We start from the raw sequence: 16,232 nt of genomic DNA on the forward strand, positions 1-16,232 counted from the left end.
ATTCTGCATTAATAGTGATGCAGAACAAAAACAGTTTTTATTATGGATGAAAAATTAAATCCGAAAGACAAAGTTCTCCTGATGCGAGATGAAGGAGAAGGCAACAAACTCAAAGTCGTGAAAGGCATCGACAAAAAAGGTAAAATTGATGCCATTGATCCCATGAAGGCGAAGCAAACCGATTTTATCAAAATTGACAAACACGCCGATCCCCTTGAAAACTTTTTCAAAAACTTCTTTAATCAAGCTAAAAACCCGTCGCATACAGGATTCTATGCGGTTACCGTCGATATGCTTGATAAAGTATTAAAACTAAGTGATGAAGATTTGGAGAAGTATCGTATCAATCCGAAAGATTATATGAATCAGCAGGAACAATCCACCAAAGAGAGTGAAAAGCAAGTTCAAACCGAAAAAAAAGAAGAAAAAATGGAAGCAACACCAGCAACCGAACAGAAGACCGAATTTAAGCAATTCGACACAAGCCGTATCCCTGAAAGTGAATATCAGAAATACGGTATCAAGCCCGAAAATCTGGAGGGCGAACTCAAAGCCATGAGTTACGGGTATAAATCTCCGCACCTTGTAGATATCAACCCCAAAATAGAGGGAGTAGAATATCCCATGAAAGCCCGTCTTTCACTGGAGGAACAGCCGGATGGCAGCCTGAAATTTACCCCGCATCCATACCAACAGCAGGTTGATTTGGAAAAACCGTTTCAGGGCATTATGCTCCCCAATGACGTAAAAGAAAACCTGTTAGCAACGGGTAACAGTGGTAGGGTGGTAGAACTGGAGCCAAGACCGGGCGAAAAAGTACCGTCGCTTATTTCTATCGACAAGCAGACTAACCGTTTGGAAGCCGTACCCCTTGATAAGCTCACAGTATCTCAAAACCTGAAAGGTGTTGAGTTATCTCCTGAACAACAACAGGCATTAAAAGAAGGGAAAAAGGTACTCGTAGAGGGTATGACCTCCAAAAAGACAATAGGTACCGATAATCCTAAAAAATTCGATGCTTATGTTCAGTTTAATGCAGCCAAAGGCGGTTACGATTTCAATTATGACGGATTAGACCGCAATAAGTATCAGCAGAACAATAGACAGGAACAAAGCCAGAACGGAGAACAGCAGAACCAAGTCCGTATTCCTAAAAAACTTTTAGGCGTTGATTTGGACGATAAACAACAAAGTTCTCTCCGGGAAGGAAAAGCCGTCTATGTTCAGGGTATGATGAAAGACGGAAAGGGCGAGCCTTTCAATGCCTATGTAAAGGTCAATCAGGAAAAAGGCAAACTGGATTTCTTTAAGTGGAACCCGGACAGAGCCAAAAAGCAAGGTGCGGATGTGAAAGTTGCCGAAGGCAATAAGACACAGGTAGCAGTCAATTCACAGGGTAAAACCAATGAAGCAACCAAACATTCAAATGAACCCCTGAAACAAGGTCAGCAAAACCCGACCGAAAAGCAGCAAGAGCAGAAGCAGATTAGGAAACCTGTGAAAAAGTCCACAGGACATAAAATGTAATACCAACCACTAAAAAATCCAATAGTAAATGAAAGTAATAATTGCAGAAAAGCCAAGCGTAGCCCGTGATATAGCGGCTATCGTTGGTGCGGATAACCGCAAGGACGGTTATTTAGAAGGGAACGGATATTGTGTAACGTGGGCATTTGGCCACCTCATAGGACTGGCAATGCCGCAGGACTATGGTATTACAGGATTTCAGGCTGAAAACCTACCGATACTTCCTGCCGAATTTAAGTTATTGCCTCGTCAGGTAAAGGACGGTAAAGAATACAAACCTGATCCGGGCACAATGAAACAACTTAAAGTTATCAAAGAGTTATTTAATAAATGTGAGCGTATAGTGGTTGCGACCGATGCAGGACGTGAAGGGGAGTTAATTTTCAGATATATATATAATTATCTGGAGTGTTCCCGCCCTTTCGACCGTCTTTGGATAAGCTCTCTCACGGATCAGGCTATCCGCAAAGGATTGGAGAACCTACGTCCGGGAAAAGAGTACGACAACCTGTATCGTTCGGCAAAAGCCCGGAGCCAAGCCGATTGGGTTGTCGGGATAAACGCTTCACAAGCCCTGTCAATATCAGCCGGGCACGGCGTATGGTCATTGGGACGGGTGCAAACACCTACACTCGCCATGATATGCAGCCGTTATCTGGAAAACAAAGATTTCAAACCGCAAACCTATTTTCAGGTAAAATTGCATACGGCAAAAGATGCAACCCAGTTCGCCGCTATTTCCACAGAACGGTACAACACAAAGCAGGAGGCAGACGACATCTTAAACCGTGTCCGATCCGCCGAATCCGTAAACGTGATAAGCGTAGAAAAGAAAGAAGCCAATCAGGAACCGCCATTGCTCTACGATTTGACTACTTTGCAGAAAGAAGCGAACAGCCGCCATAGTTTTTCAGCAGATAAAACCCTGTCGGTAGCCCAGTCGCTTTACGAAGCGAAACTTATTTCCTATCCAAGAACGGGCAGCCGTTATATTTCCGATGATGTTTTTGCCGAGATACCCGCCCTTATAGGTCAGTTATCCGGTTACGCTCCATTCGGCAACTATGCAAAAATAATGTCAGGGGCAAGCCTGAACAGGCGTTCTGTAAATGATAAGAAAGTAACAGACCACCATGCTCTGATTATCACCGAAAATATGCCGAAAGATATTTCAGCCGACCAACGTATCATATACGATATGATTGCTGCCCGAATGTTGGAAGCCTTTTCCGGCAAATGCACCAAAGAAAACACAAGCGTTTCTTTGGATGCTTCGGGCATTGCTTTTTCAGTCAAAGGTAGCATTATCCTTATTCCCGGTTGGCGTGCCGTATTGAACGCACCTGATGAAGAAAAAGGCGAAGACGATGCTCCGGCACTTCCATCCCTGTCCGATGGGGATGTACTTCCCATTAACGGAACGGACTTACTGGAGAAACAAACCAAGCCCCGCCCATTACATACGGAAAGTAGTTTATTATCTTCTATGGAAACCTGTGGTAAAGACCTTACCGACGAAACGGAACGGGAAGCGCTCAAAGAATCGGGTATCGGAACACCTGCCACCCGTGCCGCTATTATCGAAACGCTTTTCTCCCGTGAATATATTCAGCGTGAAAAAAAATCCCTTGTTCCTACCAATAAAGGATTGGTAGTCTATCTGGCTATCCGTGATAAAAAAATAGCGGACGTAGCTATGACCGGAGCATGGGAAAGCGCATTGAATAAAATAGCAACGGGAGAAATGGATGCCGATACCTTTCATAGAAGTATCGAAGTATATGCCGCACAGATTACCACCGAATTACTGGAGAAGAAAATCGAAGGCGGCAATACAAGAGAGAGCTGTCCATGTCCGAAATGTAAAAACGGTCAGGTAGTAATATTCCAAAAGGTTGCAAAATGTAACAATGAGGCTTGCGGACTGACAGTATTCCGGAATAAATCAGGAAAAGACCTGACGGACGGACAACTGAAAGACCTGCTTACCAAAGGCAAGACAGGTACTATCAAAGGCTTTAAGAGTAAAGAAAATAAGCCTTTTGATGCTGCCGTAGCTTTTGATGCAGAGTATAAAACGATATTCCAATTTGATAATTCCAAAAAGAGGAAAAAGTAATGAAAATAAGTTTGTTATTAAATTTAGGACAGGCATTGACGAGAAATGCAAATCTGGATAAGCCGACTAAAATGCTATATTCTTTTATTGATTATTGTAAAAGTCATGATTTTCCATATCCTACTATTCCAAGAATCGGAGAATTTATTTCATTGGAAGAGTTCTTTATAGAATGGGCGAAATCGCTTGATGACTGCGAATTAAATATGCTTGATAATATTAATTCGCTAACTACGTGTATCGGTAAGGAAATTAAGGTCATCAATGTTATTCACAATGTAAATCGCTCAGTCCTGTACTGTTCTGACTTGTATAAATTGGAATAAAACAGCTATCTTTGCCACTAAGAAGTTCATATGGCACAGGTTTTAATGAGAAATTATTAAATCTATCCTATTGAATTTTTTAGTGGTGGCACTGGGGAGGGATACCCCGGTGCCTTTTGCTTATCCGTATCAATAGTTTTCCACTAAAAAATTCATAGTTATGAAATACAATTCAAATTTAGAGCCTGCGGAAATGTCATACTTCCGGCTCAATCTACTTTCTTATTTACGTGATTCCCACCCCGACAAAGCAAATGACCTTTCATTTATTGCCGGACGTGGGGATATGGCAGCCGAAGCGTACAGCGAAGCCGTAAAAAGCGGTTTAGACCATATTCAAGCTGCCGAAATTGCAAACGAAGCCTTATTCAAAGGCTTACACTTTTCACCTTATAATATAGTAGTTGAAATACTTTGGAACGAGTTTTTCGACGAAGTTTCTCCGGGTGGTGCCCAGGCAAAGGCAAAAGAACTAATGCCCGAATGTCAGGCGGTATTTGCTAAATACAACCTTAGTGATGATTATGCCGAAACGACAGAGTACCAGTCGCTTTATACAGAGCTTGTCGGCACGATCCTGATACTGCTCGAAAATGAGTTACAATAAGCGAACTCATTTGCGTCAGAATATTGACGCAATAAAGTTAGCGTTAAGGCTCGACAAGGAACAAAAAAAGGCAACACCCGAAGAACGGGAAATACTCGCAAAATATTCAGGCTTTGGAGGGATTAAGGCAATCCTTAACCCTGCCGACAAACCCGAAGATATTGAGCGGTGGTCTAAATCCGAAGTCGAGCTTTTCCCGTTGGTGCAAGAACTCCACGAGGTACTCCGTGAAAGTTCTCCCACACCGGAAGTTTACAAACGCTATGTCAGTTCCCTGAAAAGTTCTATCCTTACGGCATTTTATACGCCGAAGCCTGTTATTGATGTGTTAGCGGATGCACTAAAGGATAGCGGTATAACTCCGACACGCTTTTTAGAACCCAGTGCCGGAACAGGTGCGTTTATTTCTTCTTTCAAAGATATTGCACCTGAAGCTAACGTAACCAGTTTTGAAAAAGACCTGCTAACAGGTAAAATTCTATCGCACCTTTATCCTGATGATAAGGTACGGATTGAAGGTTACGAAAAAATGGAAGGACGCTATTCACAGCATTTTGATGTGATTGCATCTAATATCCCTTTTGGAGATGTTTCGGTATTCGATCCGCTACTGTCCAACCATGAAATACCCGCCGTCAAACAATCGACACAGGCGATACACAACTACTTTTTTGTAAAAAGTGTCATGTCGGCCAGAGAAGGCGGGTTAATCGCCTTTATTACCAGTCAGGGCGTACTCAATTCGGAACAAAACAAACCGATACGGGAATACCTGATGAACTCTTGCGATGTTGTTTCAGCTATCCGTTTGCCGAACAACCTCTTTTCCGACCATGCCGGAACTGATGTCGGCAGCGACCTGATTGTATTACAACGGAATAATAAAAATATAGTTCCAAGCCAACGACAGCAGGATTTTATCGAATCCCGCAAATTATCTAACGGCATATCTATTAATAACCTGTTCCGTGATTTCAACAGAGTAGTACAAACCCGTTCCAAAATCGACACCGATCCATACGGCAAACCTGCTATTGTTTTTACCCATGAAGGCGGTATTGAGGGAATAGCCACAGATTTGCGGCAAATGCTGAAAGATGATTTTTCAAAACATTTGGATTTGCAGCGTTACCAAAACTATGCACAGGAAAACCCGGCACAGTCGGTAACACAACAATCTCAATCTGCAAAATTGGATAACAGCAATCAGATAACCGAACAGGATATTCAGGAATTAAGTGATTACGCTTCTGAAATGGACAGAAAACTGTATGCCGAACGTCCGCCACAACCCGAAGATTTTGGAATTAAAGAAAAAAAGCAGAATGAAACAGAAGAAAGACAACCGGCTGCTCCAAATACTTTTAGAGGTACTCTTTTCGATATGGATGATCCTGCCATTAAAAAAGCGCCGACTACGGAGGCGAAACCCCAGTCCGTAACGCAGGAACCATTAATAACGCTCTATGACCTTTTCGGCTTTACCCAAGAGGAACGCAGTCAGGTAAACAAACCCAAAAAGAGAGGTAGAAAATTCAAATTACAGGCAAGCAAGTCAAAGGAACTGCCGTTTATGGACTGGCGGGAAGAAATGGCGCATAATGCAGCGCAGCAACGGGAAAAGCTACAACAGGAAAGCGCCGAGGCCTATCCCGTATTCGATGCCCGTCGGGAAGAACAGTTGGAACGGCTGAAAGAGGAAGCCGAACGGGAACAGCAGGAACGCATGAAACCTGTTCCTTTCCTATTGGAAGATATACCGTCCCATTACCGTGATGGCTCACTTGTTACCGACGAAAATAATCGTATCGGTTATTTGCGTGATTTGAATGGATTTCAGCCGATGTTCCATCCGCTTCAGCTCACCGGAACACAGCAGGCGAAAGCATCCCTTTATATTGAAATACGGGACACTTATCACCACCTGTACAGCAACGAAGCAACAAGGTTGGAAGCCAATCCTGCATTAAGGGAAATGCTTAACCGACTGTATGATGATTTTACCCGCCGTTTCGGAAATATAAACGATGCGAAAAATCTTAGTCTTATAAAAATGGATGCCGGAGGAACGGAAATTCTTTCTCTGGAACGGTATATCGACGGTAAAGCCGTCAAAGCAGATATATTTCAACAACCGGTTGCCTTTAATCCCAATGAGATTACCCATGCCGATAATGCACGGGAAGCCCTGACCGCTTCGCTCAATAAACATGCAACGGTAAACCTTGAATATATGGCAGGGCTTACAGGGGGGACTTCGGATGAAATACTGGAGGAACTCAAAGGGCAGGTATTTTTCAATCCAATGATAGGCTCTTATGAAATTAAAGACAAGTTCATAAGTGGTAATGTTATCTCCAAAGCGGAACACGTAGAGCGGTATATAGAAAACCACCCCGACAATGAAGCGGCAAAAGAATCATTAAAGGCTCTGAAAGAAGCAATACCCCGTCCGATAGCATTCGAAGATTTGGATTTTAATTTCGGAGAACGGTGGATACCGTCGGGCATTTACAGCAAATACGCTTCACATTTGTTTGATACGAATGTATCGGTGCATTATGCTCAAAGCCGTGATGAATACACGCTCAAAGCCGACAGCAAAAATATCAAGATATGGGATCAGTACGCTGTTAAGGCAACAAGCCGGACTTTCGACGGTATCGCCCTGATGAAACACGCCTTGCATAATACCTCTCCTGATATAACAAAGAAAGTCAATAAGTTGATTGACGGGGAAATAAAAGAGGTCAAGGTACGTGATTCCGAATCTATTCAACTCGCCAATTCCAAGATTGACGAGATACGGAACGGTTTCGTTGAATGGCTTAACGAACAATCACCGGAGTTCAAAGACCGACTGGCAGATAAATACAACCGTACATTTAATTGTTTCGTCCGTCCGGAGTATGACGGAAGCCACCAAGAGTTTCCGGGACTGGATCTGAAAGGCTTGGGTATTCCCGACCTATACAATAGCCAAAAGGATGCAATTTGGATGGATAAACTCAATGGCGGGGGTATTATCGACCACGAAGTCGGGGGCGGTAAAACCCTGATAATGTGTGTAAGCGCCTACGAGAAAAAACGTTTGGGATTGGTAAATAAACCGCTCATTATGGCGCTCAAAGCCAATGTTCATGAAATAGCCCAAACTTTCTGTACGGCTTACCCCAATGCAAAAGTGTTGTATCCGGGTAAAGAAGATTTCACCCCTGCTAAACGGGCGAAGATTTTCAACGAAATGAAGAATAACAACTGGGATGCAATCATTTTAACACACGAACAGTTTGGTATGATACCCCAGTCACCCGAAATTCAGCAACGGATATTACAGGCGGAACTCGATAGCGTAGAAGAAAATCTGGAAGTGTTACGGGCACAAGGAAAGGAGATTTCCCGTGCTATGGAAAAAGGTTTAGTTAAAAGACAATTAAACCTTGAAGCCAAATTGGAAAATATAACCTACCAGATTGAGAACCGCAAGGATGACACCGTAGATTTCCGTCTTATGGGTATCGACCACTTGTATGTTGATGAGAGCCACCGATTCAAGAACCTGACCTTTACAACCCGACACGACAGGGTTGCAGGTCTGGGTAATGCCGAAGGCTCACAACGTGCCTTGAATATGCTTTTTGCCCTGCGTACCATTCAGGACAGGACGGGAAAAGATTTGGGAGCCACTTTTCTTTCAGGCACAACCATTTCCAACAGTTTGACAGAGTTATACTTGCTTTTCAAGTATCTCCGGCCGAACGAACTGGAACGACAGGGTATTAATACATTCGATGCGTGGGCGGCAATCTTCGCCAAAAAGTCGATAGACTACGAATTTTCGGTAACGAATGAAATTGTGCAAAAAGAACGCTTTCGGTATTTTATCAAAGTACCCGAATTGGCAGCTTTTTATGCCGAAATAACAGACTATCGTTCTGCGGAGGATATTGGTATCGACCGCCCTGTAAAGAATGAAATTCTGCATAATATTCCACCAACACCCGACCAACAGGAGTTTATACAAAAGTTGGTAGAGTTCGCCAAAACAGGTAAAGGTGAAATATTAGGACGTGCGCCATTATCGGAAAGCGAAGAAAAAGCAAAAATGCTTATCGCTACCGATTACGCGCGAAAGATGTCCCTCGATATGCGACTGATTGATCCAGTTAAATATGGCGACCATGTGGACAACAAGGCTTCCCATGTGGCTAAAATGGTATCAGACTACTACACAAAATTCAAAGACCACAAAGCAACCCAGTTCGTTTTCTCCGATTTAGGCACTTACAAACCCGGAGAATGGAACCCATGCTCCGAGATAAAGCGTAAACTGGTGGATGACTATGGAATCCCGGCTCACGAAATACGCTTTATTCAGGAAGCCAAAACGGATAAGGCTCGTAAAACCATGATTAAGGATATGAACGAGGGTAAAATCCGTGTATTGTTCGGCTCTACCGAAATGTTGGGAACCGGAGTAAACGCCCAGAAACGATGCGTTGCAATCCACCATTTAGATGCGCCTTGGCGACCGTCAGACTTGGAACAGCGGGACGGTCGGGGCATTCGCAAGGGCAATGAAATTGCGAAGCTATATGCGGATAATAAAGTAGATGTACTTATCTATGCTGTGGAAAAATCGTTAGATGCGTACAAGTTCGGTTTACTTCACAACAAGCAGCTTTTCATTCGCCAGTTGAAAAATAATTCACTGGGTAGCCGTACTATCGACGAGGGAAGTATGGACGAAAAAGGCGGTATGAACTTCTCTGAATATGTGGCAATTCTTTCCGGCAATACCGAATTACTGGAGAAAGCACGATTGGAAAAGAAAATCGCTTCTTTGGAATCCGAACGACAGGCATTCATGCGTGGCAAGTCATCATCACGTTACAAATTGGAGGATATTATATCCAATGTAGAGCAAAACAACGGGTTTATTAGCCGTATATCCAAAGATATTGAAGCGTTTAACACCCGTGTTCAGCATCAGCCGGACGGTATTACCCGCCTGAATCCTGTTCAGTTAGACGGATTACAGGGCAGTAACCCAAAAGAAGTCGGGCTGAAGCTAAATGAAATAGCCGACAAAGCCCGCACACATGGAGCGCATGAGAAAATTGGTACACTTTACGGTTTTGATTTAATGGTAAAATCTGAAACCACTAATAAAGATGGCTTCGATGTTATACAAAATCGTTTCTTTATTAAGGGAGAGGGCAATATTCTCTACAATTATAATCACGGGGTAATGGCTACTGATCCGAAGACCGCAGCACAAAATTTCCTGAATGCACTCGATACCATGCCTAAACTTTTGGAGAAGTATCAAGCGGATAATGAGAAGTTGCAAAAGGATATACCTGTACTGAAAGAAGTAGTCGAAGGTACTTGGCGTAAGGAACCGGAACTGAAAACCCTGAAAGACGAGTTAATAAAGTTGGATAGGGAAATTCAGCTCTCACTTACTCCAATCAGTGAAACTGAAGGACAAGCGGAAACTGTACCTGATAAGACTGTTTCTACTACCAATCAGAACCAGTCGCAAGGCAAGACCGAAACATCGACTGTTCGGGATGCACCATTGCCAAATACTTTGCAGGGAGTTAAAGAAATAATGGGCGATAGGCTTGTTATTGCATCGGTGGGTGGTAGTCCGCCGAAAGTGGATAAAAAGGATTCTTCTAAAAATTTCAAACTGTAAAAATAAAGCCCGTGCCTGTCATCACGACGGTACGGGCTTTTGAATATAAATTCATAAAAACTATAAATATGGAAATAGTAATGCCCTCACGGGTTTTTCTTATTGTTGCCCCTTTTCTTGTTAAAGTTTTCCCTGATGAAAATATGAACATCACTTTCTTTGTAGTATGTCTTATGATAAACTGTCTGAAAAGGCAGTTCTCCGGTACTACGATAGCGTTGCAGGGTGCGTTTACTTACATTAAGCAACATGCACAAATCCTGATTATCAAGCAAAATTTCTCCATCTAACATATTCCTACGTTTACTCATTTTATCAAGTATTTTATCTATTTTGTCGAAGCGATCCATGATACGCTCCATCCATGCTTCAAAATTTTCTCTATCTATATACATAGTATTTCGTTTTTAGATGATATGCCCTATCATAAAGTAGTTTTGATTGGACGGATCTTTTATAATTATATCTTTCTCTCGCATATATTTAATATAGCTTTTGGCGGTACGTTCCTTTACATCCATTATCTGCTGTATGCGGTCGCATAGGTCTATATAGGTCAGATGCCTTTGTGAATCGAATATCTCACGGGCAACTGTCGCCAGTTCTTTCTCTTTCCTTTTTTCTTTTTCCTCTCGTGGTTTTTCTCCGATATATATGTGCATACCTAATTCTTTATCCCACGAAAACTGCATTAAAGGAACGTCGAGAGGACTGCCGTCCCTTACTTTGAGCGCCTTCACCACTGATATTGACGGATCGCTGTCAAGTTCTATACTAAGGATTGCAGCAGCTTTGCGTTGTAATTCCGAACCAAGATGCCCACGCAATTTCAAGCCATTGGGTACATAATGAAGCACACATATAATACAGGTACGGTATATTCCTGCCAACCTGTATAGTTCATCCATAATCCTGATGCTTTCAACTTCGTCATTTGCCGATGACACTAAATCTGCTATCCCGTCAATGACAACTAAGCGAATGCCCTCATATTCGTAATGGTACTTATCCATACTCTGAACAATAGCTTGTAACCGTTCTTTTCGGGACATTCCCGTAAGAGAAAAAGCCCGTAGTTCTTCCGGTTTTTCTTCCAGTTTAGCACGCTTTAAAAGATTTGATACATTTTTGAAAAGCTGTACTTCCGATTGTTCCGTATCATAGAGCAAAACCGCTTTATGGTCGGAATTATCCCGTACATCAACGCCTAACGTATCAATGGGACGATTGTCGTTTCTTATCGAACCTGCAATCAGGGCAGCAACATAGTTGCTTTTTCCTGTGCCTTCACCGCCAGTAATACAAAGTATGTTACCCTGTGTGCCCAGTGGTACGTCGCCGGCAGATATAACTTCTTCTGCTTTTGCCGGAGGATTGTTAAAATCAATTTCGCATGATTTCAGCATGGTCATTGTTTCATTATATAGGTTATCAAGAAAATCGAGAAATAATTGTCGGAACTCTTTCCGGCTATTACCCTTACTGAAATAGTCGGTAATATCTTTGTCCTTTTTTTCTCCCGAAAGTGGGAGTACAAGACGTTTAACACCATATTCGGACAATGCCTTTTCATGCTTCACCGCACTATCTGTTCCTGTTTTATCTGCATCATAGAGCAGTACAATATGTTTAAACCGGAATGTCAGTTTGTAGATGATCCCTGTCGGGATTATAGAGGTTTCACTATTAAAGCAGATAGCGTGGAATCCATGAGCGGCAAGTGTCATCACGTCTTTTTCTCCGCCGGTGATAAACAGCGTATCTCCTTTGGCGGGTAATTGCTCCAGTCCGAAACAGTAATTCTCCCCGATATTACCACCATATAAAAAACGGACTTCCGAAAACGGACGGTAAATCTTCACATACCGTTTACTCATATATCCGAAAATAGGCTCATTTTCTGATGAAGTATAGTAGAATGGTTTATTGTCTTTATTTTCGCTTCTAAATTCTTTCAGGGAAACTGTTTTGTAGTATTTCAATATTTCGGGCGTAATACCTGATTGCTTCCAAAAATCCAGTTCTTTTTGAGTGAATTTTTGTTGAATGATATTATACGGTTTGTTTTTGGGTAGTTCAGGCGTAGGCTGTTGTTTGTTCGATGTGATTGGCTGCGGAGTATGAGAGTAATCGGAATCACCCAGTCCTAATGCCATATCCCTGTTTATTGTCTTTAATATTTCGACAAAATCAGCTCCATTGCTACAATCCAAACCGTTCAATCTTCCAACGAAGAAAAAGCAATCGCCACTGTAATCGTCATTGCCGAAATCCTTAATTTTATAAACGCCATTACGACGGTCAAAATATACATTGCACGATGCTTTACGGTCTTCATACAAAGGATTAAGGAAATTACGTCCTGTTTTCCATTGGACTGGGATATAGTGTTTGAATACGTCCAAACCGTTATTCGTCCGTCTTAATAATTCGTCTTTGTTGAGCATGGAGTTTATGATTATTTATAAGGTCATTCATACATTCATCGGTGCTGCGGATTCTTTTCTCAGTAAGCATCCGTTTTATTTCAGCAATGGTATAATATGATTTGCCGGAGATAATGGAATAAGAAATCATCCGGTTACTTCGCAAACGTTGAAGTGTTCGTTCGCTGATTTTGAGAAAGGTGCAAACTTCGTAACTGTCCACCCACATTTCGTCCGGGTTGGTAGTATCATCATCCTGATGATCTATCACGAATTTCGCTATGGCATTAATTTTGGAAACTAATTCTTTGTATGCCTGTGATTCTATTGTAATGACATCCATAATTGCTACTTATTGAATTGATGCAAAGTTCGGAAGTTGCAAAAACGTAGAATGACAAGTTGCTATAACTATTTTTGAAATTTCATTCTAAATATCTAATAATCAGAATGTTTTAGTTTTGTTTTTTTAGGAATGTAAAGTGAGAATCTTTACATTGGGTATTTTTGGAAGAAAAAGACGTAAAAAAGCCCTGAAAATGATAGTTTTTCAGGGCTAAAAGAGGGAAAATCCGTTAAGATAAACTTTATATCATCTTTATATTGATTTTCTCATAACTTATTGATAATGAATTGATTTTTATAATTACTTCTGCTGTTTTTTTATTGACCACCTGACATTTTACCTGTTATCGTCATCATCCATTTTTTTGTTAAGGCTATCTCGCAATGAATCAAGATATAAAGTCCGGCTTTCTTTCCGGTTTCTGATATTCAAATAGATGCGGTAAAACTCTCCGGCATCGGTATTGAAAACATTACAGAAATAATCTATCAACTCTTTAATATCAATGTTTCCATAATTTATGCTTCCTTTTGCATATATAGCATAAATCAGTTCGACAAGTTCTGTTTTAGTTCCTGTCCAAGTATGTTTTATACGGGGAAATTTAGAGTTATCCATTTCGTTTTCAGGATGTTTTTCCAGTTTATTTAATTCAGCATTGAGATAAATACGGAGCATCTCATTGGCTAATATTTTAGAAACTTTGTAATCAAAACTGGTAGAAAAATTATTATCCCTTTCAAAGTAGAAGCAATCTACATTAAGTTCAATATTCGGCTCTACCCGAAGAAAATAATAACGGTCAAGATGAGTCTTCTCTGTCCTGTAATACTGGTAGAAATCTAAGTTTTTATCAAAATAATCTTTTATCCTGTCTAATTCCCTTATTATATAATTTTTCTGTGCCGTATCACTTCCAGTCGGTCGATTAGTTTCTATCTTATAAATCTCCGAGTAATAGATTAATTTGCTGAAAAGTTGGGGTTTGTACTCTTTAAAAAAACATATTTCTTCATCATCACTTTTGAACTTATAATCGTTCAGTTTCATCTTTAGCTGTTGCATAATTCCTTTTAGCAACAAAACTGCTTTTTTAGCTTTTCTTAAAGAGGCTTCTTCTTCCAGTTCAATAGCTTCAAGCTGATCATTCACTTTTTCGATTATAGTATTGACGTGTTTATTCATAAGGCTATATTTTAGGTACAAACCCCAACAGGGCATAATTAAAATTTCATTTTCAAAATCCTAATAGCGTTCAATATCGCCAATAACGATACCCCAACATCAGCAAATACCGCTTCCCATAAGGTTGCAACACCTCCTGCACCCAAAATCAACACAATGAGCTTTACACCAAAAGCCAGACTTATATTCTGTATAACAATTCGGCGTGTAGCTTTGCCTATTGTTATAGCCGTTGCTATCCGGCTCGGTTGGTCTGTCTGAATAATAACGTCTGCCGTTTCTATGGCAACGTCGCTACCCAGTCCACCCATTGCAATGCCTACGTCGCTCATGGCAAGAACAGGCGCATCGTTTATCCCATCGCCTACAAAAGCAATGTTATTACCCGGATCGGACTTCAACTGCTCTACATACTCAACCTTTCCTTCGGGCAGCAGATCGCCATGCGCTTGCGTAACGTTCAACTCTGTGGCAAGCTGCGAAACGATGGCCTGTTTATCTCCTGACAGCATTACAATATTCTTAATTCCTAACTCACGCAAAGCGTTCACGGCTGTAGCTGCATCCTCTTTCGGAGCATCGGCTACCAGAATATATCCGGAATAGATGCCATTGATAGCGCAAACAACAATCGTTTCGGGTATAGTCGCTATTTCCGGCGGGAACTCTACATTGTTTTTTATCAATAATTTAGGATTACCCACAAGAACTATTTTACCATTGATAGAAGCCTGTAAGCCGTGCCCTGCGATTTCATTCACAATCTCCGGCTTAATTACTTCGATATTCTGCTCTTTTGCATATTCCACAATAGCTTTCGCTATGGGATGCGTACTTTGCGTTTCAACCGAAGCCACTAAATTCACAAGGTCTGTTTCGAGCAGAAAATCTGCCGGAACAATCTTTTGTACCTTGAAAACTCCCTGTGTCAGTGTTCCGGTTTTATCCATCACCACCGTATTTACTTTGGTAATGGCTTCCAAATAGTTGCTTCCTTTAAATAGTATTCCTTTACGGCTTGCCGCCCCGATACCACCAAAGTAGCCCAACGGTATGCTGATAACCAAAGCACACGGGCAGGAAATAACGAGGAATACCAATCCACGATAAACCCAGTCGTACAACACAAAATTGAATGCCGGATTAATAGCAGAGTATGCCAGTGGTAATAACACTATAAGCGCAGCCAGTGCCACCACTATCGGAGTATAGATGCGGGCAAATTTGCGTATGAACTGTTCTGCGGGTGCCTTTTTTTCTGTGGCGTTCTGAACAAGGTCAAGAATACGAGCCAAAGCACTCATACCAAATGGTTTCGTTACTTCAATTCTTGAAACATTGTCGGTAAGTATCATACCTGCAAATACGTCCTCATTTTTCCGTATCGTTCTGGGAACACTCTCTCCAGTTAATGCCGAAGTATTAAAAGATGCCGATTCATTCAGTAAAATTCCGTCAAGAGGCACTCTTTCGCCTACCTTGACTTCCACAATATCACCTACATTTACATTCTCCGGCGACATTATTTCAGTTTTATCCATCTTAATAACTGTCGCTGTTTCTGGTCGGACATCAAGTAATGCACTAATGCTCCTTTTTGCACGGTTTACCGCTGCATCCTGAAAGAGTTCGCCTACGGCATAGAACAGCATTACTGCAACGCCTTCGGGGTATTCTCCGATAAAGAACGCCCCGATGGTAGCTATACTCATCAATGTAAACTCGCTGAATACGTCTTTCTGGCGAATGGCTTCCCATGCTTCTTTTATCACCGGTAAGCCTACCGGAATATAAGCGATGATATACCATGCGAGTTGTACCCACTTATCGGCAAAGAACGAAAGCCCGACAGCGGAAAAGATGATGCCTGCAATCAGCATCACAAAGGAGATAGCCGCCCGGATGTAACCTCTTTTCTGTGAGGTATCCATTTCCTGTTTGGTCTTGTCTATAACACAAGCCCCATCATTGCAATTTCCCATAATTATTTTA

Annotated in this window: 10 protein-coding genes; 5 read left to right on the plus strand and 5 right to left on the minus strand. The window is 41.6% G+C overall.

Going from position 1 to position 16,232, the window contains the following annotated elements:
- Positions 1-42 precede the first annotated feature (42 nt).
- From M2470_RS10660 to M2470_RS10680, 5 genes are all read left to right on the plus strand, one after another.
- Positions 43-1,527, plus strand: a complete 1,485-nt coding sequence (locus M2470_RS10660) for a DUF3945 domain-containing protein (RefSeq protein WP_129733333.1) — start codon at positions 43-45, stop codon at positions 1,525-1,527.
- Between the two features lie 28 nt (positions 1,528-1,555).
- Complete coding sequence (locus tag M2470_RS10665) at positions 1,556-3,646, plus strand: type IA DNA topoisomerase (protein WP_129733334.1); 2,091 nt, start codon at positions 1,556-1,558, stop codon at positions 3,644-3,646.
- Positions 3,646-3,972, plus strand: a complete 327-nt coding sequence (locus M2470_RS10670; RefSeq protein ID WP_129733335.1) for a hypothetical protein — start codon at positions 3,646-3,648, stop codon at positions 3,970-3,972. Before M2470_RS10665 ends, M2470_RS10670 begins: the two co-directional genes overlap by 1 nt.
- A 160-nt stretch (positions 3,973-4,132) precedes the next feature.
- Positions 4,133-4,579: a DUF1896 family protein gene (locus tag M2470_RS10675; protein ID WP_129733336.1), complete on the plus strand. Its 447-nt coding sequence runs from the start codon at positions 4,133-4,135 to the stop codon at positions 4,577-4,579.
- Positions 4,566-10,283 carry an N-6 DNA methylase gene (locus M2470_RS10680; RefSeq protein WP_129733337.1) on the plus strand — a complete coding sequence of 1,906 codons (5,718 nt, stop codon included), beginning with the start codon at positions 4,566-4,568 and terminating at the stop codon, positions 10,281-10,283. Before M2470_RS10675 ends, M2470_RS10680 begins: the two co-directional genes overlap by 14 nt.
- Before the next feature lie 86 nt (positions 10,284-10,369).
- Here M2470_RS10680 and M2470_RS10685 read toward each other — a convergent pair whose 3' ends face one another.
- The 5 genes from M2470_RS10685 to M2470_RS10705 form a co-directional block, all read right to left on the minus strand.
- Positions 10,370-10,678, minus strand: coding sequence for a helix-turn-helix domain-containing protein (locus tag M2470_RS10685; protein ID WP_129733338.1), 309 nt, complete (start codon positions 10,676-10,678; stop codon positions 10,370-10,372).
- Positions 10,679-10,690: 12 nt separating this feature from the next.
- Entirely contained in the window at positions 10,691-12,730 is a 2,040-nt protein-coding gene (locus tag M2470_RS10690; protein ID WP_163176179.1) for an AAA family ATPase, read from the minus strand.
- Positions 12,693-13,052 (minus strand): helix-turn-helix domain-containing protein, encoded by a 360-nt coding sequence (locus M2470_RS10695; protein WP_129733340.1) that lies wholly within the window; start codon positions 13,050-13,052, stop codon positions 12,693-12,695. Before M2470_RS10695 ends, M2470_RS10690 begins: the two co-directional genes overlap by 38 nt.
- A 339-nt stretch (positions 13,053-13,391) precedes the next feature.
- Positions 13,392-14,240 (minus strand): RteC domain-containing protein, encoded by an 849-nt coding sequence (locus M2470_RS10700; RefSeq protein ID WP_163176180.1) that lies wholly within the window; start codon positions 14,238-14,240, stop codon positions 13,392-13,394.
- A 38-nt stretch (positions 14,241-14,278) separates the two neighbouring features.
- Positions 14,279-16,171: a heavy metal translocating P-type ATPase gene (locus tag M2470_RS10705; RefSeq protein WP_229058570.1), complete on the minus strand. Its 1,893-nt coding sequence runs from the start codon at positions 16,169-16,171 to the stop codon at positions 14,279-14,281.
- Positions 16,172-16,232: the final 61 nt, after the last annotated feature.

This window comes from Parabacteroides sp. PH5-46, assembly GCF_029892785.1.
GTDB lineage: Bacteria > Bacteroidota > Bacteroidia > Bacteroidales > Tannerellaceae > DFXE01.